Origin of the sequence: Geitlerinema sp. PCC 9228 (genome assembly GCF_001870905.1) — a bacterium.
Classification (GTDB): Bacteria; Cyanobacteriota; Cyanobacteriia; order Cyanobacteriales; family PCC-9228; genus PCC-9228.
In genome coordinates this window covers 1-22476 of sequence record NZ_LNDC01000188.1, presented here as the reverse complement: position 1 = coordinate 22476, position 22476 = coordinate 1, and the positions used below count along the sequence as shown (strand labels likewise).

Here is a 22476-nt window from a genome sequence, read left to right as displayed (position 1 = left end):
GGGGCTAAAGCCCCACGAGGCGCTTTTCCTCCCCGCGCTAAAGCGACGGGGATTCCAAGCTACCGAAAGTTTTACTTGATTTTTTCAGATTGGTACGCTCCTGAAAGCCCCAAAACGGAATCTTCAAGAAAAAGAAGATTGGAATTTTTAGCATAAATGTGGCTAAAGATGAGTTACAATTTGTTAAGAAACTTAAGAACTCAACGACAACTGCCATGGCTACTGCACTGATTACAGGCGCTTCCGGTGGTATCGGTGCCACATTTGCTAGGGAACTGGCGAAGCGCAAGTACAATTTGTTTTTGGTTGCCCGTTCTAAGGAAAAATTACAGAAACTGGCGCAACAACTGCAGGACCAACATAAAATTCAAACCGATATTCTGGTTCAGGATTTGGCTGTGCCTGGGGCGGCGGCTCAGGTGTTTCAAGCAACCAGCGAGCGCGGTTTTGCAGTGGATATCCTCATCAACAATGCGGGATTTGGCGATTATGGCGCATTTTGCGATCGCCCCTTACAACGGCAAACCCAGATGGTACAGTTAAACGTCACCACGCTCGTGGAAATGACCCATCTGTACCTCCCCCACATGCGCCAGCAGCGTTCCGGTAGTATTATTAACATCTCCTCCATCGCCGGGTTTCAGCCCATTCCCTACATGTCTGTTTACGCTGCTACCAAAGCTTTTGTATTGAGTTTTAGCGAATCCTTGTGGGCGGAAAACCGCGACTACGGCATTTACGTACAGGCCCTTTGCCCGGGACCGACCCAAACTAACTTTTTCCGCACTGCCGAATTTCCTACTGCCAACGGGCAAACCAACATGGACAATGGCGCTTCTCCCGAGCAAATTGTACACGAATCCCTCAAAGCCATGTCCAAAAACCAACCTACAGTGGTAGCAGGTGGGTTCAGCAACCATCTCATTACCACCCTGCCGCGATTTTTTCCCCGGGAAACCGTGGTGGGATTGGTGGAAAAACAGTTTCGCAAAATGGCCGAAGGCTAGTTGCTTTTAGGTCGTTGCCATACCACCGGCTGCTTTTAAACGGGCTTGGGCTTGGCGGATGGTGGCGCGGGCGCGAGAGCGTTCGCTGCTGTTGCTGGCGCGTTCCAGTTGGTTTTGTGCAGCTTCCAAATCGGCTTGGGCGGTGGCAGGGTCGATTTGTTCTCCCAGTTGCGACCCGTGGGAAAGCAGCAAAATTTCATCTCCTTCAATTTGGGCAAATCCTCCCATCAAGCAAATAGCAATCGGATGCGATCCGTTGCGAATCGTCATTACGCCGGTATCGATGGAAGTGGTGAGGGAAGCGTGACCGGGAAGGATGCCCATTTCACCGCCAGGCGTTGGTATAGTGACCGATTCTGCGGACCCTTCCCACGTAATGCCGTCGGGAGCAATTACACGAACGTTCAAAGACATAAGAAATCTGTAACGAAAACAACAATTTTCGGAAAAAAGGTAAAGAAATTAGAGAAACGAAATATCCGGGTGCATTCGTGCGGTCGAGATTTAACTCAATCCTATAGCGAGATTTGGCAAAAGGGAAGCGGTGGAACTTGAAAAAATAGTATGGATTTCCGAAATTAAAAAGTTTAGCGGGGGCTGACAATACTCCCCACAAATAAAATTAGACCGGAACGGTGGTCGCAAATGGCGAGGAAAAAGGGGCGGTTGACTTCCATGTCGAAGGTATCTACGGCTACACTGGTAGTGCCCACACCGACAGAAGTTGCCCCGGCGGCTTCGGTTCCTTTTTCGTCAATTTCTAGGAAGGTTTTGTGTTGGACGCGGTTGAGAAATAAATTGGGGGGTGGAGTGCGCATGCCGTTAAAGTTGGCGTTGACTGGGTCAAAGGCAATTTCCATGCCCATTTGGGAAAGGGTTTCCACTAGAGAAGTTTCGTATTCTAGTTGTAGTTTGGGTAGGGCAATGGAACCGGGTAAAGGACGAAATTCCTGTAGCCAATTTTCCCAAGTTTCGGGGGTTACTTGTTGGTAAAAATCGGATAGGGAACGGTTGGGTTGGGGGAGGAAAATATATAGGCGAAAATTTTGTGGTTTTTCCGGTTCACCGTAGGGCAAACTGATGGCTTGAAATAGGTTGTTTTCGTAGTAGGAAAAGGTGGCATTTTGGGCGAGGAAAGGATGGGAAATGGTGTTGCCATTGGCTAGGGAAAAATCGCGGTTTTGGGTGTTTTCTGGATCAAAAGGACGCGCCCACAAACCTTTGAAATAAATGGCGTTGGCGAGAAAGGCAATGGTGTTTTCGGGGAGGTCTCTGGCGATTGTTGGGATGCGATCGCTGGTGTTTTGAGCGACCCAATTGTTGATGGTCGCGATCGCTTCGGGAGTAGCAAAATTTAATTCGGCGACTTCGGCTTGGTAGATCTTGCGAACGGTTTTGACAAACTCGGGATTGAGGGAAGAAGCGTTGCCTTCACTGGGGGCGACCCACAGGGCATTGGCGAGATCCAATTGAATCGAAGGAGCAGGGTGGCGTAGGAAATTAGCCAAATCCGCCATAGCTTGCCGTCGGGTTTCGGCGGGGAGATTGTCTAGGGCGAGGGTTTGCGCGATCGCTTGTTGGGTCTTTCCTTGTGCCCCTTCCCAGGTCATTTGCAAAGCAGTGGTAATGCTGGTGGGGGAGACAAAAAGATTTTTCCCAGAGGCAGGGGAAGCATGGCGCAGTTGAGACAGCAACCGCCAGGCCAAGCGATTGTTGGCATCGACCAGTTGGGGCGCGATCGCTGGCGGATCGTTGGGCGTGGTGGGATGTGAGGTAGGGGTCGTCCCCCCATTGCTGCCCCCAGCAGGGGAATTGCCCTGGGAGAGAAATGGGGGAACTTGCCAAACCGCAGCCATGCCGAGAAGCAAGACCAAACCAACACCTAGGGCGATCGCCACTGGTTTGCGGGGATGGAGAAGGTTGTGCAATAGACGTTGCATACAGCGATTTTCCTGCCAAAAACAACATGGAAATGAAAACGCCCTAGCTCTATCCTAGTCTTTCCGACAGCAAGTGCTCGTTTTGTATCTTCCCCAACCCCCTGTTTCCAGCCAGAGGGGTTGCCTGCATCCATGGCAGATTTTCTAAAAATAGAATTTCTACTATGGAGCAACATTCCTTCCCCTTGCAATTTTTAGGTAGCCGTTGCTTCCGGCGTTTCCCGATAAACCGGTACTGTCGGAGAAACAGCCGCGCCTTGGGGAACCAACGTTATCACCGTCACCTCCGGCGGGCAGCGAAAGCGACCGGGGCGGTAGCTACCCAAGCCGCGATTGACATACAGCCAATTTTGACCGACCCGATGCAATCCTTCCGACCATTCCCAGCGATCCACCACCTTGTGGCATTCGCTAATGCCGGGAATCCAGGAGCGCAGGGCTTTGGGCGTAATCTCCCGCAAAGGATTCAACCAAGCAAATAGAGGACCAATTTTGGGCAAAACCACTTGACCGCCGTGGGTGTGACCGGACAGTTGCAAATCCACCCGCCATTTTTTTAGGATGGCCGCGGTATCGGGATTGTGGGAAAGAACAACGCGCGGCGTGGTTTCGGGAATCCGCTCGAAAACCGGATTGGGTTTGAACTCTCCCGACCAGAAATCCGCCAATCCCACCAACGCCAAATCTTCTCCCAGTGGGTAGGCCACTTGATTCCACAACACGCGAATGCCTACATTGGTAAAAGCATCGGTAATTTCGCTGCGAGAGTGGGGATAGTAAATATCGTGATTGCCCAAAATGGCATAAGTTCCCCATCGCGTTTGTAAATTTTGGAGATGTCTGGCTAGGAAGTGAATGGGATCGGGGTCGGTGGTCACGTAATCCCCCGTGAGAACCACTAAATCGGGTTCAGTGGCATTGCAAGCGGAGATGGCTTCGTCTAAAAGTGAATCGTCCAAACAGCGACCGTCGTAGTGCAAATCCGATAGCTGCACCAAGGTGGTCCCGGCTACCGACGCCGGCAAGTCGGCGATCGCGATTTCTAAAGCATCCACTTTTAAGGGTTCGCAAAGGAATCTAGGCATAACGAAAACTTGAAACCGGTCAACAAATTCGCAGGCACAATGGAAAGAAACCGAGAAAATCCCCGATCGAGCAAAAAAAATCGCAACAAGTTGGTAGAATCGCTGCAGCCAGGCAAAGTTTCAGACCCGCGCCAACGGGTCTTGAGCACGGCGATCCATGACGAATGGCGAAGATAGCACTACAATTCTATCTAAACCCTAGTCGTAGTCATTTTCACCTTGGCATTGTACAACGCTCCAGCCGAAACCTTAGAACTTTTGGAATGGTCGCGTCTGTGCCAGCATTTGGCAACCTTCGCGGCGACCAAACTTGGCGCGATCGCGGCGCGTCAGCTACCCATTCCTGAAACCCAAGAACAATCGCAACATCTTTTAACCCAAACCAAAGAAGCCAGCGATATCGAACGCCTGTTGCCCAACGGACTCCAGATGGGCGGCATCACCGATGTGGGAGATGCCATCGAACGGGTCCAAAGGCAAGGCATCCTATCGGCGGAAGAACTCTATGCCATTGCCACGACCCTAGCTGGCGCGCGGAATTTGCGGCGCACCATTGATGCCATTGGCGCTGCCGACAATACAGGCATCGGAACGGAAAGCGACCGACCGGTGGTTTTGCAGCAAGTGGTTGCCCAGCTGCGGACCTATCCAGAAATCGAACAGGGAATTCGCCACTGCATTGAGGAAGGGGGCAAAATAGCGGACCGCGCCAGTCCCCACTTGGGAGGCATTCGCCAAAAACAGCGGCAGTTGCGTCAAGAAATCGAACAAAAACTGCGACGCATCATGCAGCGACAAGCTGCTGCCGTTCAGGAACAATATATTACCCAACGGGGCGATCGCTACGTTCTGCCGGTAAAAGCCACCCATAAAGAAGCCATTGCCGGCATCGTTCACGACACCTCCACCACCGGCGCTACTTTATACGTAGAACCCCACGCCGTTGTCAATGCCAACAACCAGGCGCGACAGCTAGCCAAGCAGGAACAAACGGAAATTGAAAGAATCCTTAGCCAGCTAAGCGATCGCATTCGGGAAATCGCCGAAGACATCGAACGGTTATTGGCGATTGTCACCGAAGTGGATCTGGCTTATGCCAAGGCACGTTACAGCATTTGGTTGCAAGCCAATCCCCCGCAATTCGCCGATCGCGAAGCCGAAACCCAGGTAAAATTGCGCCAGCTACGCCATCCCTTGTTGGTTTGGCAGCAAGACCACGAACACGGTCCGGCGGTGGTGCCGGTAGACGTACAGGTGCGATCGCCCATTTGCAGCGTGGTGATTACTGGACCCAACACCGGCGGCAAAACCGTCACCCTCAAAAGTGTGGGGTTGGCAGCCTTGATGGCCAAATGCGGGCTGTTCGTTCCCGCCCAAGACCCGGCGGTGGTCCCTTGGTTCGATCTGGTTTTGGCGGATATCGGTGACGAACAATCCTTAGAACAAAGCCTGTCTACCTTCTCCGGTCACGTCCGCCGCATTGCCGAAATTTTCGAGACCATGACCCAGAATTCGTTGGTTTTACTGGATGAAGTGGGCGCTGGTACCGATCCCACCGAAGGCAGTGCCCTGGCAACGGCCTTGTTAAAACACCTCGCCAATACCGTCCATTTAAGCATTGCCACCACCCACTTCGGCGAACTAAAAACCCTGAAATACCAAGACGAACGTTTTGAAAACGCTTCCGTAGAATTCGACGAAGAAACCCTTTCCCCCACCTATCGCCTGCTGTGGGGGATTCCCGGGCGCAGCATGGCGCTGACCATTGCCCGCCGTTTGGGATTGCAGGCGTCGGTGGTTGACGAAGCCAAAAACCTGGTGGGAACTGGTACAGCTTCCGAAAATATGAACCAGGTTTTGGAACAAATGGAAAAACAGCGCGCCGAACAGGAAACTAAAGCCGCCGAAGCCGCGGAAATGGTCCGTCGCGCCGAACAATTGCACGAAGAAGTCAGCCGTAAAGCCCAAGACCTGCGGGAACGGGAATCTGCCTTGCGCCAGAATGCCGAAGCTACGATCGCTCAAACCGTTGCCGACGCCAAAGAAGAAATTGCCAAAGTCATTCGCGAGTTGCAGCAAGGACCGGCCAAAACCAAAGGGCAACAAGCCCAAAAAGCTACCGAAGCCATCGACCGCATCGCTGCCAAACACATTTCCAGCAAACCGGCGAAAAAACCAGCAGGATTTGAACCCAAACCGGGTATGAAAGTGCGCATTCCCACTGGGCAAACCTGCGAAATTATGAAGGTAGAACCGGAAGAAGAACAAGTCACGGTCCGTTTTGGCATGATGAAACTAACGGTATCGATGGACGAAATTGAATCGTTGGAAGGGGAAAAAGTGGCCAAGCCGGAACCTCCCCCCAGCCAACCTGTATCGTCTCGCCAAAGCAGTTCCAGCAAAGCCGCAAGTCAAGCTTCCGGTTCCATTCCCAAAGTCCGAACTGAATCCAATACTCTAGATTTGCGAGGCAGACGGGTGGAAGAGGCTACCATGGAACTGGATCGAGAACTGGGGCAACGTAGCGGTGGGGCGTTGTGGATTATTCACGGCAAAGGCACTGGCAAACTTCGCGCCGGCGTTCACGAGTTTTTGCAGCAGCATCCCCAAATCGAACATTACGAACTAGCCCCGGATTCGGAGGGTGGTATTGGCGTGACTATTGCCCATTTAAAATAATCGATAGGATGTCGATGCCACTATTTTTCCCAGCCATTGCGGTAATTCTCTATCCCCGGTGGATACCATGCAGCCTCAAGCTACTTCCAAAAAAAGCGATCGCTGTTTCCCTGGCAAAACGGTCAAAACCGCAGCGATTCTAGACGCTAGCAACAGCCAGCAACTCCCCCTACCGAAAAAAAAATCCGCCCAAGAACTAGCCTGGGATAACATGAAAGCCCAGTTGGATTTGCTGCTACTGGGATTGGAATCGCTGGTCCAAATTACCTCCGAAGAAATTCTGGAAGCAGCGACGAAACTACAGCTAGACGAGTTACTAGCCAACCGGGTCGTTTTGTGGCGGTTGCGCCAATCGAGTCCTTTACGCCAGGGCAAAGGAGGGCGCAAAAAATTAGATATCGAGGAAGCCAGGTCGCTGGTGTTGATTGTTTGCTATCTCGCTCAAAACCATGCCGACGCCATCCGCCAAGCCATGACGCTGCTACAACAAGCAGCAACCGAACAAAAACTGCCCCACCAGTACTCTATTTTGGGAGATTATCTGGATGCTTTTACCAACAGCTATCAAGAACGCATGCAAAATAGCGATGACACCGGCGGTACCGATCCTGCAAACCATCGGGCAGATTCTCTCGAACAGTTAGCTCTAAAATTATTAGTAGATTTATTTTTCTACAGTACGCCCAACGGTCACCGCCGCCTCTGGTTAACTCTCCTCGATCGCTCTTTAGAAGGATAGGATCGGAGTATGGGGGCAGACCCGGGCATGGGAGAGAGAAATAAATTTATTTCCTAAATCTCCTAAAGCTCCCAATCTCCCAGTCTCCGACGCTCGGTACGCTCCCAACCTCCCACGCCAAACTCCCTCCACATCCTGTATTCTAAGTTTGCCAAAAAAATGAGCAACCAACTCTGGCGCAGTTATCACTTGCCAACCTGTACCTTAGAACTTTGCCACAAACTTCCTCGCTGGCCGGCGGGAAATCGGGATTTGGCCAAGCGACGTTTTCGATTGCTATGGCATGGTGAAGAAGAAACAGAGGCATCCCACCAATCCCTTGGGGAAATTGCTGGCAATTACCAGCAGTTAGAAGCTTTGCGTGAAGCCACCAATACCTACATACAAGATTTGCTGGAAAGTACGCCGGAAACTTATAACGCCACGCTGCTGGCTGGGGTAGCTACGGCGACTGCATTCCAACCAACCACCACCGCAACCCCCGAACCACCGGAGTCTGCTTCAGCAACGACAACTTCCGGTTCTGCCGCTACACTCGTCCAATCTTCCCCCTGGGAAAAAACCATTTACTTCCAATCCATGGCTGGTTTGTGCCACCAGTTGCATTTGGGACCTTTAGCCACTGAAACCACAGGAGATAGCATGGTCCTAACCACCCTGCAACTGTTTGATTTGGTGGCAGCGTGCGATCGCTATGCCAGCGACAAACAGCAACGCCACCAAATTCCCATTCACCCTACCAAGCTGAAAAACATCCCCCAGTGGGCGCAAATGGCTGCTTTGCTGGTGGTAACGGCGGGGGTAACGGCAACGGTGATGGAAACTCTAGAAAGGCGATCGCAACCTTCGCCAGAAATGGCTTCCACCCCTGAAGAAACAACGGCTTCCCCCGAAACAACTGTTTCCCCATCGCCTACCGCCAGATTACCTTCCAACATTGAGGAAGTTCCTCTCCCACCAGACCAAGAACTATCTTCAAGGCAGCAACAAACATCGCCAGAAACCGCGGCTTCTCCTTCTCCCTCTCCCTCTCCCTCTCCCAACAACGAAGCGGCAACTGGCGATACATCCACACCACCGCCGCCACCACCAGGAGCAACTTCAACCCCGCCACCGCCAAAAACCGGCGATGATTTACCAGCGACGGATGTACGGACAACTCCCATTTCGCCGCTACCCAGCAACGATACGGCTACTCGCTCCACCCAACCGACGCCGACACCGACGGCAACCCCATCGCCTATGACTACGCCAACGCCTGGGGAGGAAACGGCAGCGGATCGCAATTCGCCCACTGCTCTAGCGCCCCCCCCAAATGCTTCGGAAAACACGGCAGAGGAAACGGCTAACTTGCCTCAGGTTCGCGAAGCCCAAGAGTACTTCCAATCCCAGTGGCAGGGCAACCCGGATTTGGAAGAAACGTTGCAGTATAGTTTGTTGTTAGACCCGGATGGTACGGTGAAATACATGCGCCCTCTTAGCAATATTTCTGGTCAGTATATCGATCGCACGGGCATGCCGTTAATGGGAGAATCGTTGGTGTCGCCCTTACCTTCAGGACAACAAATGAGGATTCGCGTGGTTTTGCAACCCAGCGGTGAGGTAAAAGTCTTTTCAGAATAAATTCTAAGTGCCCAAATAAGGAGTGGAAAAGGATCGAAATATGGTAAGCGAAAGGATGGTCACTGGGGAACCCACTGGTAAAAAATGGCCAACTTCACAAGTAGCCAAATGGGTGGCGGCAACGTTCTTAGTGGGTGGTGGTGTCGTTGCTTTGGTTTGGGCAGTACGCCACTATTCACCACCGCAGACGCAAATGGGCGATGGCTTGATTCCCGGATCGGCATTGCTGTCAGTGTCGATGAGTACGGAACCGGAAACCTGGCAGCAAGCGCGGCAGTTGGGAACGACGAACACCCAAGATCAACTACAAAAGACATTTCAACAGTGGCGCGATCGCTTGACGGCAGCTACGGGATACAATTACGAGCAAGATATCCAACCCTGGGTCGGCAAAAGGGTGACTCTGGCGTTTTTGCCTTCCGAGCAACCAGCTTTAGAAAAAACCCATCCTTCGCAGCTGGCTATTTTCCCCATTGCCAACCGCAACGCTTTTACCGAAATGTGGCGATCGCCGGATAAGCTAGAGAAAAACCAGTGGTCCCAGCGATCGTACCAAGGCGTAACCATATGGGAAATCGGCAGTTCCGAAACCACCTACGCCGCCGCGGTTTTACAACAGCGTTTTGTCGTCATTGCCAACCAACCGCAAACCTTAGAAAAAGCGATCGACGCCTACCAACAAAATACCAGCATTGCTGATGCTGAGGGATACCAGCAAGCTTGGAAGCAGCTTCCCCAAGCCGCTAACACCGATAATGCCAAACTTTCCCTAGCTAGACTGTATGTCAACGTACCGGAAGTAGCTGCCTGGCTTGCCAAAATCAGCGTCAACTCGGAAACGCTCCCCAAAATTACGCAAATCCCTCAAAATCAAGGCATTGTCGGTTCTGTAGCGTTGGAATCAGAAGGAGTACGCTTGCAAACGCTTTCTTGGCGTTCGGCAGATAGTGGTTCCAATACCTCTACTAATAAAAAAGCCTATTTGGTCAGCAATGAATCCCCCAGTATGCTGAGTCGCCTCAGTGCTGATGCGGTTTTGGCGGTTTCTGGAAATAATTTGCAACGGTTTTGGCAGAACTACAGCCAGCGCGCTAAACTCAATCCCCTCAATCCTCTGAATGTAGAATGGCTGCGCCAGGCACTTCAATCTACCGTAGATTTAAACTTAGAAACCGATTTGCTGCCTTGGATGGATGGGGCGTTTGTCGTTTCGGTATTGCCAGCCCCACAAGAAACCAAATCTCCGTTGCCAGGGGGGGTAGCTTTTCTCGTACAAACCAGCGATCGCGCGCGGGCAGAAACGACGTTATCAAAATTAGATAAGGTAATTACTGATAAATATGAATACAATATTGAAGATAAAAAAATCAATGGTCGTTCGGTGGTGAATTGGACTTCACCCATGGGCAGTGTCACCGTTACCTATGGCTGGCTGCCGCAAGATATTTTGTTTTTTACAGTAGGTGCTCCTATTGCCGATCGCGTTGTTTCCTCATCCGATCCTACTCTACCCGAACGGGAAGTTTTTCAAAAGACCTTTCCTCAACTAGAAAGACCCTACAACGGCAATTTCTATATCAATATAGACCAAACTTTAAATAGCGATCGCCCTTTGCTTCCCAAATTCCCCCCAGAACAACAAGTCTGGATCGAATCCCTTCGCGCCATTGGTGTCACCGTCGCCGTTCAAAACGAATTCAGTACCTATTACGATGTATTTTTGCTCGTGCATCGGAATCATTCAGCTTCCAACGCTTCCAACGATTCTACTGAAACAAGCGATCGTGAAAATTAAGTTATTTTCAAGCAATTATGAAAATCGTGATATCCCAAACATAAAAGATGCTCAAAAACATTATCTAGTCGAAGATATTTTTAAGATTGACGATCGCACAATTCCAGCAACTTTGTTAGCAACCGCTTCATTTCCCTGTATTGATTTATCTTTAGCTGGTAATCTGGAAGGGATTCATGGAAAGAACTTGCGTGCATTTTGGGGATTGGTGAAAGCCTTGGAAAAACAATCCGAAAAACCTAAAATTGTCCTATTGGAAAACGTAATAGGATGGCTAACCTCTAACGGCGGAAAAGATTTTCGGATTACCATTCAAGCCTTAAATGACCTGGGTTATGCCTGCGATGTATTTGCAATCGATGCGGCTCATTTTGTTCCTCAAAGCAGATTGAGAGTATTTGCCATTGCATTGCAAACCGATCGGGTTAATAACGATCTGGAAACTTTAAGCAACCGTCACTCTAGTTTAACCACAAATCGCCTCAAGCAAGCAATCGAACATAATTACGATCTCAACTGGAATTTTTTAGATATTCCTCCCCTACCCGAGCGGAGGATTGGCGATCTAGCCACCATTGTTCAAAACCTGAGCGATCGCGATTCGCGTTGGTGGAGTCGCGATGAAGTCCAACGCCATCTCAATATGATGACCCCTAATAACGTAAACTATCTACAACAGCTTCAAGATCGCCCCCATTATTATTATTGTACAATGTATAGGCGCATTCGTAACAAACAATAAAGAGCAGAAATTAGAAAAGACAGGATTGCAGGTTGTCTGAGAACCGCTAGAGGAGGAAGTAGCCGACAAATGTTAATTAGAGTGGGTCGAGGTTCGATTCAAATGCGAGTGATGACCCCCCACGAATATGCCAGATTGCAAGGTGTTCCGGAGGATTATCCAATTCCTTCACAAATTAACCAAGCTCTGACAGGATTTGGAGATGCTGTATGTGTACCAGTTATTCACTGGATTGCCGAACGAATTTTAAACCCTTTAGCTCTATCTTTTATTCATCAGCAATAATTTTCCCATTTTTAATTGTCAGCATACAAATTCCCTGGCTAATTACAAAATTATATGTAACCGAGCGACGGAAACGCTGTTTTTGTGGGTTTTCATAGTTTTTACGGAGTTGGGGTAACCATCTGTTGAAAGAGGGAATAAGTTTTCTTCCCTCTACCTGCCAAACTTCCACATCTGTATAACTTGGACTGTAGGCAATAAAAATGTGGTCTACGGATTTATCCGCTTCTAGTTTCTCTAGACCATGAGATTTATGGTACTGATACTCAAAACTGTTACGCACGATCGCCAACTTGACCTCATAGTGCATCAAATCAGTCCCATGACCGGATCTGGCGCGATCGTTGAGTAATACCATTTCTGAAAAACAACGATTGTGACGAAGCGCGTTTGGAAAAATTACTCGCAGAAAACCATCCGTGGAAATAACATTAAATCATACTAAATAAAATTTTTGCATCAAAAACTGTAGGGTGGGCATTGCCCACCATTATCTATTTTAATTTGGTAGATAAAGCGATCGCTAAAGTTTTTATTTTAAAAATAATTTAGCCATTCAATTCTCCACTATTTTAGCCTAGATACACTCCTACTAAATAAAATTTTTGCATCAAAAACTGTAGGGTGGGCATTGCCCACCCTACTAGCACTGTTTCAGAAGACTTTTCCTCAGGAACAAAGACCATACAACGGTAATTTCTTTCTCGATTTAGAACAAACTCTAAACAGCGATCGCCCTTTGGTACCGGAGTTGCCGCCAGAACAAAAGGTTTGGGTAGAATCCATTCGTTCCATTGGCGTTACAGCCGCCGTACAAGATGAGTACAGTACCTATTACAATGTATTTTTGCTCATGCATCACAATGCCGCTGCTGCCGCCTCTCAAAAGCCTTCCCCTGCCAATCCTTAGTAGAAAGACGGAGCTAAAAAGTTAATTTTCTTTAAGCGATCGCTTCCGTTTTCAGGCACCATCCACTCTAGTAAATGGCGCGTATCAGGCGGCATGGCAAGATTTTTTGATATTTCCAAAAGCCAATCCTGCCATCTGAGCAAATTCTTTCCATTTGCTAGACTTCACTCAGATGAAACGGGTGGTTTTGGAATCATGACTCAGTGCGTCAAACCTGAATGTTTGTACAAAAACCCAGAAGAAAGTCGTTTTTGCCAGCGTTGCGGATCGAATTTGCAACTGCGCAAACGATACCAAGCACAGCAAATCTTGGGAAATCATGGGTTGGGGAGAACCTTTCTTGCCAAAGACGAACACAAATCTACGCAATTTCCCTGTGTTATCAAACGATTTTTACCCCAAGAACAGGGAACCGAAGACCCGGAAATCGCCGCTCAAATATTTGAAAAACAAGCCAAACGCCTGAAACAGTTAAGCCAACACCCCAATATTCCCAACTTACTATCCTATTTTTTAGAAGATGGACAGCAGTATTTGGTACAAGAATATGTAGAAGGTGAAGATTTAAAGCAAGTTGTGGCGGAAAAAGGAGCATTTGATGAAAGTCAAATCCGAGATTTGCTCCAGCAAATTTTGCCCGTCCTGGAATACGCTCACCAACGTAACACCATCCATCGCGATATCAAGCCAGAAAATTTAATCCGTACCGATGCGGAACGCTTGATGCTGGTGGATTTTAGTGCTGCCGAACGCGATGCTCGCACTTCGATTTCTGTTATGGGAATTGGCAATAGTATCGGTTCTTCCCCAGGATATGCCGCACCCGAACAAGTTTTTTGCGCGGCGCAACCCAGCAGCGATCTGTACAGTTTGGGGGTTACTTGCTTGCATTTGCTTACCCAAACCGAACCGTTAGATTTGTTTGACCTGTCCGAAAATGACTGGATGTGGCGGGATTGCGTTGTTTATCCCATTAGCGATCGCATGGGTCAGATTTTAGACCGCGCGATCGTACAAGCCACCAAAAGGCGCTACCAGTCAGCCACCGAAATGCTGGAAGATTTGGACAAGCTTCCCCAACAAACCTTCATCTCCCACCCTTCCGGCGATACCACTTCCGTGCAATTAGAATCAGAACCAGACTCCCAGCCAGCATCAAAAACAGACTACAGTCACCTGCAGGATTTGCTAGCTGCTGGCAAGTGGGAAGAAGCTGACCGAGAAACCGTAACCTTACTTTTACAAATCGCCAATCGCGAAGAGGAAGGATGGTTAAGTGGCGACGATATTGCAAATTTGCCCTGCGAAGCCTTGCGCGAAATAGACCAATTGTGGGTTCAATATACCCAAGGTCATTTTGGTCTGAGCGTTCAAAATCAAATCTATCAAGAGTTGGGGGGTAGCAAAACCTACGAACGAGAAATTTGGGAGCAATTTTGCGATCGCGTGGGGTGGCGACAAAATGGCATGTGGCTGAGTTATACGGATGTTTTGTTAGCCGCCTACTACACCTCTGGCAATCTAGAGAGTAACACTGTAAAAGGACATTTGCCAGCCGGTTATGTATTTAATTGCGTAGAAATTGGCATCGATCTCATTTCTCGCGTAGCCGAATGTCATGTTTAGCTGCATAATTTATCCCATCCCTCAATCGTGATATCCTATTAAAGTGAATTGTTTTTATTTACTTTTAACCGTATCCTTTACAATGGGGACAACAGGGGGTTATTTAATACGGTTTATCGGGGGTTTACGGTACGGATTTCCTACGACTTAAGAAAGGAGCTTTTATGTCAGACAACCAAGATACTATTTGGATTTTAACCGAAGATGACATTTCCCCATCCGAAAGTGAGGGCAGCAAAGGAGGCGGTAATTATCGCAGTCCTTGGTCGCAAGTACAGGAAAAAAGCGCTCAAGGCATCAAAATTAGTGCCCAACAGCTAGAAGAGCGCATGTCTAACTTTATGAAAGTTATTAATAAAATTTTCAAACGTGCCGATGAAGAAGTAGAGAGAGAATCAGGTATGCGCTTGGATGAAATTAGTTTGTCTGTAGAAATTACCGGAGAAGGGGAAATTAAATTAGTTGGTAGCGGTGGCAAAGTTGGTAGCAAAGGCGCGATCGCATTAAAATTCAAGCGATTCGACGTTCAAAACCAGCAAAAACCATCAGACAACCAGCAATAAACGATTTTATACCCATTCCCTTCTAAAAACAACAAGGACAGTCCCCAAACCGTCCCTAACATTTCCCAACCGATTTCTCCCATAGATACGATAAAAATGTCGCAAATGGGAAAAGCCAAGATTATGAGTAACGAAAACGAAACCCCCAAACGACAAGACACCAACGCCTGGGTTTTCCACTCCTGGCTTTCATTCGGTTTATCAGTCGTAGCCATGGCAGTGGGAATTATCTATCTACCAGTCAACAACTGGGTCAAAGGATACATGGCTATGGGAACCCTATTTACTGTCGGTTCCACCATTAATTTATCCAAAACAGTCCGCGACCAACACGAGAACAAACGCCTGATTTCCCGCGTAGACGAAGCGCGTTTGGAAAAATTACTCGCCGAAAACCATCCGTGGAAATAAAATTGAATCAACTTGAGTAAATTTAATCTTGAAAAATTGTAGGGTGGGCATTGCCCACCTTATCTTTGCCAAAATGCATGACCTTTGTATTTCTTCAAAACAATCAAGACAAGCTTCGTCGTTCCCCCAAACCTCCAAAAAAAAGGCAGATGGTAGGGTGGGCATTGCCCACCCTACTTTAAATATGTTATCTTCCCAAAAATCATGACCTTTGTATTTCTTCAAAACAATCAAGACAAGCTTCGTGGTTCCCCCAAACCTCCAAAAAAAGGCAGATGGTAGGGTGGGCATTGCCCACCCTACTTTAAATATGTTATCTTCCCAAAAATCATGACCTTTGTGTTCCTTCGGAAAAATCAAGACAAGCTTCGTCGCTTCCCCAAACCTCCAAAAAAAAGGCAGCAATAGCCAAACCAGCCATCCTGCCAAATAAAAATTACCTCGCCTTCGTTGTATACACCTGCCAAGCAATAAACGCCACAAACGCGCCAAAACTCAACAAACTCACCCAATCCTGCCAGCTACCGGGTACAGGTAAATACTGCTGTTCCATAACTCCTTTATAAACTCGACAATAACAACTACTATCCTACAACCTAGCCAACCCCAGCCTTACCGTGCAAACCCCACCAAAAAAATCCCCTCCCACATGGGGAGAGGATCGAGTTTTTAAAAACTGGAAAAACCGCTAGCAGTCTCTAACCACAGAAACTACTGCCTGTCTACAGGCGTGAAACTGGGAACTACCAACTCGCGGTCTTGCTTCGTTAGCTTGTTGTACAAACGTTCCGTATTCGGGAAATTCGCCGCCGGTAGCGTTGGGAAGCGACGGTAAGGAACCGTATCCTCGCCGAAGACCTCCAGATATTCCATGCTACTGACCATGGCACGTACAAATGCTTTCAACCCTTGCTGGGCCAAAATTTGGTTGTACATGCGAATTTCCTTTTGATCGCGTGGCGCGCGACCGAGGAAATGCTTGGTACCAAACTCGATTACCTGCGTATTGGGATAAGGGGTATAGAACTCTTTGATGTAGAGTTGGGAACAACCCAATTCCTCGATAAACTCTTTGACAGTAATCTCGCGGTTCCCCAAGCGGCTTTCCAAACGGGAGAATTGGTTCCTGATAATGTAAGGTTCCAAATCCCGCTCGAATACTTGACGGTACGCCGCGCGAATGAGTCTCTGTAACGCTGGCTTGTCGTTGGTCTCCGTAAGCTTGAAGACCTTGGTTTGTTCGCGCTTGCGGCTGACCCCTTGATTGGCGCGGAACTGAATGTCGGGAACCGTACGCATGTCGGCGGCAGTACCCAGTTCCACAAACCGTGGCTTGGTTTCTTTTTCCACGTCTTTGCCTTTGTAACCAATGCTTCCCACGCGATTGGTCCGCAAAGCCACACCACCGGGGGTCAAATAGCGTTCGTAAGGAACTGTATCTTCGCCAAAGGCTTGGTTGTATTCGTCGCTGTCGATAATGGTGTCTACCAGTGCGTAGAAACCTTGTCTGGCGCAGATGTCGAAGTAGCTGTTGATTTCCTGACGACCGTAGGTGGGACGACCCAGCAAGCGACGGTGGATGTACTCGATCGCTTTACAAATATACAACGAACTCCAGTACATCTTGCGGAAGACATCGGATTTGGCCAGAGTCCGCACAAACTCCCGCATGGAAATGTCGCCGTTTTCTAGCTTAATTTCTGCGACAGTCAGGCGCTGGCCTTCGTACAGTTCGCGACCGAATACCTGCCGGTAGCAAGCACGGATGATGTTTTGGGTGCTGCTTTCGGTGTATTTGACGCTGGCACCGTTGCCGCCGTTGCCACTACCAGGAATCTGGCTGAGTTTGAACACCTTCGGTCCCAAGCTTCCCGGGTTTTTGCCGACAGCGCCGGGATTGCTCAGTTGGTTGTCAATTCCTGGACCCTGACGCACCAAAATCCGACGGGTATCTTTGTTAAAGAATGCCGGCGCATCTTTGGGGTTGCGGGTTTCTTTGGGGAAAATGGCACCAAATTGAATTTCCAGGGGATCGTTGCCACGACCGTAGGGGTGTTGGTCGGGTAGCGGTTGTTCGTATGCCGCGTACAGGGTGATAAATTGAGGAACTTTGCGGAAAGGTGCGCTGTAGTTAAACAGGTCGAACTGCGGTCCCCAATTGCGGCATTCTTGCGCTTCCTGTCCCAAACCGCGCAGGTAAGGAACGGTGTCTTCGCCGAAGTAATCGCTGTATTCTTCAGAATCTACCAACGCATCGACAATCGCTGGCAAACCGCCTTGGGAAATGATGTCAAAGTATTTTTGTACTTCTTCCCGCGAAGAAGGCGCGCGACCTAAGAAGTGACGGAAGGCCAGTTCTAAGGCGCGGCTGTTAATAAACGGTTCGTAAAACTGTTTGCGATATAGAGGCGATTTACCCAAACGACGAACGAATTCCCGCATGGAAATTTCGCCGTTTTTCACCTTAGACTCTAGGTCGGAAACGTATAGACCATACGCTCTGGTGATATCGCGCTCGAAGATTTGGCGGTAAGCCGCTTTGATGGCGAGTTGTTTTTCGCTGGCAGATTGTCCGGATCGCAGGAAGAATTTCTGACGTGTTTCGGCGGCGTTGGCGTAAATCTGCGGCAGTTTCAGACCTTGCTGGTTGTCGGAGAAACTTTCGCGGACTTTGTCGGAAGGTGCCGGTGCGATGAATTCGTTAATCAGAACGTCGAAGTACTGGTTAACGATGTCTTTGGCTTCGGTGTCTTCGCGGAAATAGCCTTGTGCTGCCAGTTTCATTTCCCGCAATGCCACGATGGTGGCGGCGGAGGAACAGGCGTTTTCAATGATTTCGCGCAACCCACGGACGTTGACGGCGATGATGCTGGGGTCGCCGGCAACAATTGCATAGGTGAGATACCGTAAAAACCAGCTCAAATCGCGCAGGGATTTGGTGGTGTTTTCCGGACCGTAGCGCGCAATATTGATGGCCTGGAATCCGGGAGGAACCGGACCGCTGCTGGGGGAGAGGAAAATGGATTTGATGCTGTCGATGATGCCGCGACCAAAACCACCGCTGCCGCTCTCTACGAAGGTGACGTTGCCAAGAGCGGACGATTCTTGTTTCCCAGAACCCGCCATGGCTGGTTCCGGTTCTGGTGGTCTTTCTAAAAACGACATGGGGGAACCACCAACGAAGATTCGGTTGGCGGCTTTGGAGACGATGAGTTCACAGTTTTGGGTCAGGATTTGCGCGATCGCAATTCGTTTTTGACCCGACTGGAAAAAGGTTTGCAGTTCCGTAAGTTCGCCTTTTCCTAGGTAGCGGTCTTGCTGCTCTGCCTGGGAAATGTTGGAGAGAGGAACTGTTTGATAGAGTTGCGGACGCGCAACTGTGCTTCCACCACTTGCCTTCAGTGTCATTTATGTTTGCCGATTAGTAACTACAAAGATCGACGTTTGTTTGCGAACGAGCAGGCCATGGGGGACCTGCTACCGATTGCTGGGGAAATGGGTTGGGGAGCTGCTCTTTGCTTTGTGTGGGAATCGAACCCTCACTCCCGAAACAACCCGTTGCCTGTTTCTCTGATTGGCTCGCTTTCCAGAATTTTGCTGGCAGCGGCCTGGGAAGATGGCTGCAACCACCGCCGAAATGGGTGGCTTTCAGCTCTTAATTTGTTTACAATAAAACGTTTTGGCAACAAAATATGGTTTTATTAAGAAGTGTATCAACCCTGTTTTTCGGAGTCCCTAGGACATTATAAAACCCGATTGAGTCCTGAAAAAATGATAATTTTTGTAACAATTTGATGGCTTGAGTGTTTGTTTCTTATAGACGTATTATGACCAATCCCACGTCCAACATTAGCGAAGCGGTGGCTCGCCTGTACGATACCTATCCCTTTCCACCGGAACCCCTGCTTGACGAACCGCCACCGGGGTACAACTGGCGCTGGAACTGGCCGGCTGCCTATCATTTTGCTACGGGTCAAAAACCCCGCCAATCCCAAGTGCGCATTCTTGATGCCGGCTGCGGTACGGGGGTGAGTACGGAATATCTGGTCCATCTCAATCCCGAAGCGGAGGTGGTGGGAATCGATCTGAGTAGCGAAGCGATCGCGGTGGCGAAAGAACGCTGCCGCCGTACGGGTGCCGATCGCGCTCAACTGCACCATCTCAGCCTTTACGATACTCCCAAACTAGAGGGCGAATTTGACTATATTAACTGCGTGGGTGTTTTGCACCACTTGCCAGACCCCCAACGCGGCTTACATGCGATCGCTTCCAAACTCGCGCCTGGGGGATTGATGCACGTCTTTGTTTATGCCGAATTGGGACGTTGGGAAGTACGCCTCATGCAGCAAGCGCTGGCACTGTTACAAGGCGACAATCGCAACGATTTCCAGTCCGGCGTGAAACTAGGACGGCAAATTTTTGATTCCTTACCAGAAAACAACCGAATTGTCAAGCGCGAAAAACAACGTTGGTCCCTAGAAAACCAACGGGATGCCAACTTTGCCGATATGTACCTGAATCCCCAGGAAATTGACTACAATATCGAGACGCTCTTTGAACTTATCGATGCCTCGCAACTGCAATTTCTCGGTTTTTCCAACTCCGACTATTGGCAGCTAGACCGATTGTTGGGGAATGCTCCCGATGCCCTAGAAAAAGCCAAACAGCTCGACGAGCGCCAGCAATATCGCCTCATCGAACTGCTCGATCCGGAAGTTTCTCACTACGAATTTTTCCTGGGCAGACCACCCATTCCCCAAAACGACTGGTCCTCGCCAGCAGCTCTGGAGCAAGCCATCCCCGAACGCAGTCCTTGCATGTTTGGATGGTGCAGCCGCGATATTATGGATTACAACTATATGCCGGTTACTTTATCGGAAGCCGAGTTTGAATTCATGCAAGCCTGCGACGGTCAACGCACCGTTGGCGAGATTTTACCCAATTGTGCTTTAGACAGCGATGGAGTGCGATCGCTTGCTCGGCGGCAGTTGATTTTGTTGGGACCAAGTTCGTAGGAGCTTCGGGGCTTCGGAGCATCGGGGCGTCGGAGCGTCGGGGCATCGGGGCATCGGAGAAAACAACCAATTATATCCCCCACGCTCCCACGCTCGGTAAGCTCCCACGCTCCTATTGCGGTGAGGTAGTCAAACCGCAAGCTCCCATGCCAAAACAACTACCGTTCTTGAACCAAAACAAAGGGAGAAACAATGAGGGCGTCAAACTCTTTGCTGGGTTTTTCGCTCCAGGCGGATAATTCTTCTTCAGAAGGTTTGCGGATGAGTTCTTTGCCAATCCAATGCTGTACGTAGGGAACGTTATCTTCAGCTACGGCAGCACCGACTTCCGCTAAATCTAGCTGTTCGTTGACCAACACCACCGCATCGCGTTTGACGTGAGGAAGCAACCAAGACCACTTGGCTATATCGACAGAGTTGGCAAGTTCGGTTTGAAAGTCGCTCATGAGTAATTTTGAATTCGACGGCTATGGTCAGCTATTGTAGCCAACGATTGCTATCTTCCCAAATCGTGCATTTGATTTATAACTTGGGCGCAGTAGTCGGTTGTAGCTTGCAAGTCTTCTCGATGGGTGGTTTTGGGAGGTGCGATCGCTTCGCCAATGCGTACGGTTACGGGCACGGAACGGGGAATGTTGGATTTCCCCGAAAATATTTCATGAGTTCCCCACAAACAAACGGGAACAATGGGAGCTTGGGCTTTGGCGGCGATTAAAGCTGCTCCCAACTTAGGCGAATGAATCCGTCCGTCCTTACTGCGGGTTCCTTGTAAGAAAATTCCGGTAGCCCAACCGTGTTCTAAATATTCTAATGCCGCACGCAACGCTTGGCGATCGCTGCTTCCCCGTTTCACTGGATAGGCACCATACAGGGAAATGGCTTGTTTCAATACCGGCACTTGAAACAGTTCTTCCTTTGCCATAAAAGCCACCGGGCGGCGCATGCAGTTGGAAAGTAAGGGCGGGTCGAAATTGCTGGCGTGGTTGCTGGTAATTACCAACGGACCTTCTTGGGGCACATGCTCCGCTCCATAAATTCTCCCGCGAAAATAAGTATGAAGCGTGGGGCTGACCACCGACCACTTAAACAAGTGGTAAAGAATCAGACTTTTTAAAGGTTCCCGCTGTCTTTTTCCGTTGGTTTTTGTGGTTTCAGTCGTTTTCTTTTGAGAAGGCATAAGTCGTACCATTTCTTTAAAAACTTACAAGAAGAATTGCCCTAGGGAAACTTCACGAATCTCCCTTAACAGGGCAATCAGAAAATCCTAGACAATCATTGTTTTTTAGAAATGGTATCATCTGTTTGTTACCCCCCTGTAGTCCCTCTTGTCAAGGAGAACGGTGAAGAAACGTGCCAAAATTGTTTCTATTTGGTTCTATTTTTTACGAAAAAAGACGGGAGCTTGAAGGCCCTGCCTCTTTCCTAGCCGGGAGAAAAAGCGATCCGTGCGGTCCCGCCGCCGTCACAATCAAGTTGATGTGCTAGAATCTAGAAAAGCAGACGAAATTTTACAAACTTATTTTCGTCCATCATGTTGACTCTCAGCTACGAATTCTCGCCTCAAACCGACATATTGAAAGCATTCTACACCGACTCCAACGGTTATAGCGAGCCTAACCCTAGGTTCGATCGGAAAAGCGAGAAACGTAGCAAAACGTCTTCAACGCCGTGTTGGGAGCAAAAAGAAAGATTCCGCGAATCAGAAAAAAAGCCGTTGTCGATTGGGGCGGTTGCACCTCAAAATAAGTAGGCAGCGAGAAGAGTTTGCCAAGAGACTGGCATTCCGTGTTATCCAATCTAACGATTTGGTCGCCTACGAAAATTTGAGGATGCGCAACAGGTGTGAAAAACCATTGCGGCCGCAAAATCGAGCGACGAGGCTGCTTGGGACAAGTTCCGCATCTGGCTAGAACAGTTTGGTAGAAAGTAGGAGGGGATAACTGTTGCTGTTCATCCCGCTGGTACAACCCAAGACTAACCCAATCACTGGACAAAAATCGACATTCGTGTTGATTGCGTTCGGTTAGTCCAGCCTTGGTCTCGTAGCAGACTCCGT

General features: G+C 49.2%; 19 protein-coding genes and 2 pseudogenes. 13 read left to right on the top strand and 8 right to left on the bottom strand.

The window, feature by feature from the left end:
* The first annotated feature begins 215 nt into the window (after positions 1–215).
* Positions 216–1007: an SDR family oxidoreductase gene (locus AS151_RS19635; protein ID WP_071518764.1), complete on the top strand. Its 792-nt coding sequence runs from the start codon at positions 216–218 to the stop codon at positions 1005–1007.
* A 6-nt stretch (positions 1008–1013) separates the two neighbouring features.
* On the opposite strand, the gene atpC is transcribed toward AS151_RS19635, so the two are convergent.
* The 3 genes from atpC to AS151_RS19620 form a co-directional block, all read right to left on the bottom strand.
* Positions 1014–1421: an ATP synthase F1 subunit epsilon gene (atpC, locus tag AS151_RS19630; protein WP_071518763.1), complete on the bottom strand. Its 408-nt coding sequence runs from the start codon at positions 1419–1421 to the stop codon at positions 1014–1016.
* Between the two features lie 173 nt (positions 1422–1594).
* Positions 1595–2947, bottom strand: a complete 1353-nt coding sequence (locus tag AS151_RS19625; RefSeq protein WP_084639799.1) for a serpin family protein — start codon at positions 2945–2947, stop codon at positions 1595–1597.
* Positions 2948–3141: 194 nt separating this feature from the next.
* Entirely contained in the window at positions 3142–4032 is an 891-nt protein-coding gene (locus tag AS151_RS19620; protein WP_084639797.1) for a metallophosphoesterase, read from the bottom strand.
* Positions 4033–4251: 219 nt separating this feature from the next.
* On the opposite strand from AS151_RS19620, the gene AS151_RS19615 reads away from it, so the two are divergent.
* The 6 genes from AS151_RS19615 (at position 4252) to AS151_RS23290 (ending at position 11895) form a co-directional block, all read left to right on the top strand.
* On the top strand, positions 4252–6711 hold the full coding sequence (locus AS151_RS19615) for an endonuclease MutS2 (protein WP_071518761.1): 2460 nt from the start codon (positions 4252–4254) through the stop codon (positions 6709–6711).
* Positions 6712–6778: 67 nt separating this feature from the next.
* Positions 6779–7450, top strand: coding sequence for a DUF3038 domain-containing protein (locus tag AS151_RS19610; RefSeq protein WP_071518760.1), 672 nt, complete (start codon positions 6779–6781; stop codon positions 7448–7450).
* Positions 7451–7609: 159 nt separating this feature from the next.
* The gene (locus AS151_RS19605; protein WP_071518759.1) at positions 7610–9073 is read left to right on the top strand and encodes a DUF4335 domain-containing protein; all 1464 of its coding nucleotides are present in this window, start codon (positions 7610–7612) and stop codon (positions 9071–9073) included.
* Positions 9074–9113: 40 nt separating this feature from the next.
* On the top strand, positions 9114–10868 hold the full coding sequence (locus AS151_RS19600; protein ID WP_084639795.1) for a DUF3352 domain-containing protein: 1755 nt from the start codon (positions 9114–9116) through the stop codon (positions 10866–10868).
* Positions 10858–11610 carry a DNA cytosine methyltransferase gene (locus AS151_RS19595; RefSeq protein ID WP_211517651.1) on the top strand — a complete coding sequence of 251 codons (753 nt, stop codon included), beginning with the start codon at positions 10858–10860 and terminating at the stop codon, positions 11608–11610. The genes AS151_RS19600 and AS151_RS19595 overlap by 11 nt, the downstream gene beginning before the upstream one ends.
* A 69-nt stretch (positions 11611–11679) precedes the next feature.
* Entirely contained in the window at positions 11680–11895 is a 216-nt protein-coding gene (locus tag AS151_RS23290) for a DNA cytosine methyltransferase (protein ID WP_211517650.1), read from the top strand.
* On the opposite strand, the gene AS151_RS19590 is transcribed toward AS151_RS23290, so the two are convergent.
* Positions 11879–12253, bottom strand: coding sequence for a hypothetical protein (locus AS151_RS19590; RefSeq protein WP_071518757.1), 375 nt, complete (start codon positions 12251–12253; stop codon positions 11879–11881). The genes AS151_RS23290 and AS151_RS19590 overlap by 17 nt on opposite strands.
* 273 nt (positions 12254–12526) lie before the next feature.
* Between AS151_RS19590 and AS151_RS19585 the strand changes: the two genes are divergently transcribed.
* From AS151_RS19585 to AS151_RS19570, 4 genes are all read left to right on the top strand, one after another.
* Complete coding sequence (locus AS151_RS19585) at positions 12527–12805, top strand: DUF3352 domain-containing protein (protein WP_071518756.1); 279 nt, start codon at positions 12527–12529, stop codon at positions 12803–12805.
* A gap of 195 nt (positions 12806–13000) precedes the next feature.
* Positions 13001–14431, top strand: a complete 1431-nt coding sequence (locus AS151_RS19580; protein WP_071518755.1) for a GUN4 domain-containing protein — start codon at positions 13001–13003, stop codon at positions 14429–14431.
* Positions 14432–14595: 164 nt separating this feature from the next.
* Positions 14596–14994: a hypothetical protein gene (locus tag AS151_RS19575; RefSeq protein ID WP_071518754.1), complete on the top strand. Its 399-nt coding sequence runs from the start codon at positions 14596–14598 to the stop codon at positions 14992–14994.
* A 123-nt stretch (positions 14995–15117) separates the two neighbouring features.
* Positions 15118–15405 carry a YiaA/YiaB family inner membrane protein gene (locus tag AS151_RS19570; RefSeq protein ID WP_071518753.1) on the top strand — a complete coding sequence of 96 codons (288 nt, stop codon included), beginning with the start codon at positions 15118–15120 and terminating at the stop codon, positions 15403–15405.
* Here the strand turns inward: AS151_RS19570 and AS151_RS19565 are convergent.
* Together AS151_RS19565 and AS151_RS19560 are read right to left on the bottom strand one after the other, a co-directional pair.
* Complete coding sequence (locus AS151_RS19565) at positions 15376–15834, bottom strand: hypothetical protein (protein ID WP_071518752.1); 459 nt, start codon at positions 15832–15834, stop codon at positions 15376–15378. The two genes, AS151_RS19570 and AS151_RS19565, sit on opposite strands and share 30 nt — an antisense overlap.
* A gap of 303 nt (positions 15835–16137) precedes the next feature.
* Positions 16138–18813, bottom strand: a pseudogene (locus AS151_RS19560) (phycobilisome rod-core linker polypeptide); the annotation flags it as partial.
* Positions 18814–19232: 419 nt separating this feature from the next.
* Here AS151_RS19560 and AS151_RS19550 point away from each other — a divergent pair.
* Positions 19233–20420, top strand: a complete 1188-nt coding sequence (locus AS151_RS19550) for a class I SAM-dependent methyltransferase (protein ID WP_071518749.1) — start codon at positions 19233–19235, stop codon at positions 20418–20420.
* 158 nt (positions 20421–20578) lie between these two features.
* Here the strand turns inward: AS151_RS19550 and AS151_RS19545 are convergent, their stop codons facing one another.
* The gene (locus tag AS151_RS19545; RefSeq protein ID WP_071518748.1) at positions 20579–20866 is read right to left on the bottom strand and encodes a DUF2288 domain-containing protein; all 288 of its coding nucleotides are present in this window, start codon (positions 20864–20866) and stop codon (positions 20579–20581) included.
* A 50-nt stretch (positions 20867–20916) separates the two neighbouring features.
* On the bottom strand, positions 20917–21597 hold the full coding sequence (locus tag AS151_RS19540; RefSeq protein ID WP_071518747.1) for a lysophospholipid acyltransferase family protein: 681 nt from the start codon (positions 21595–21597) through the stop codon (positions 20917–20919).
* Between the two features lie 390 nt (positions 21598–21987).
* On the opposite strand from AS151_RS19540, the pseudogene AS151_RS21065 reads away from it, so the two are divergent.
* Positions 21988–22347, top strand: a pseudogene (locus AS151_RS21065) (transposase); the annotation flags it as partial.
* Positions 22348–22476: the final 129 nt, after the last annotated feature.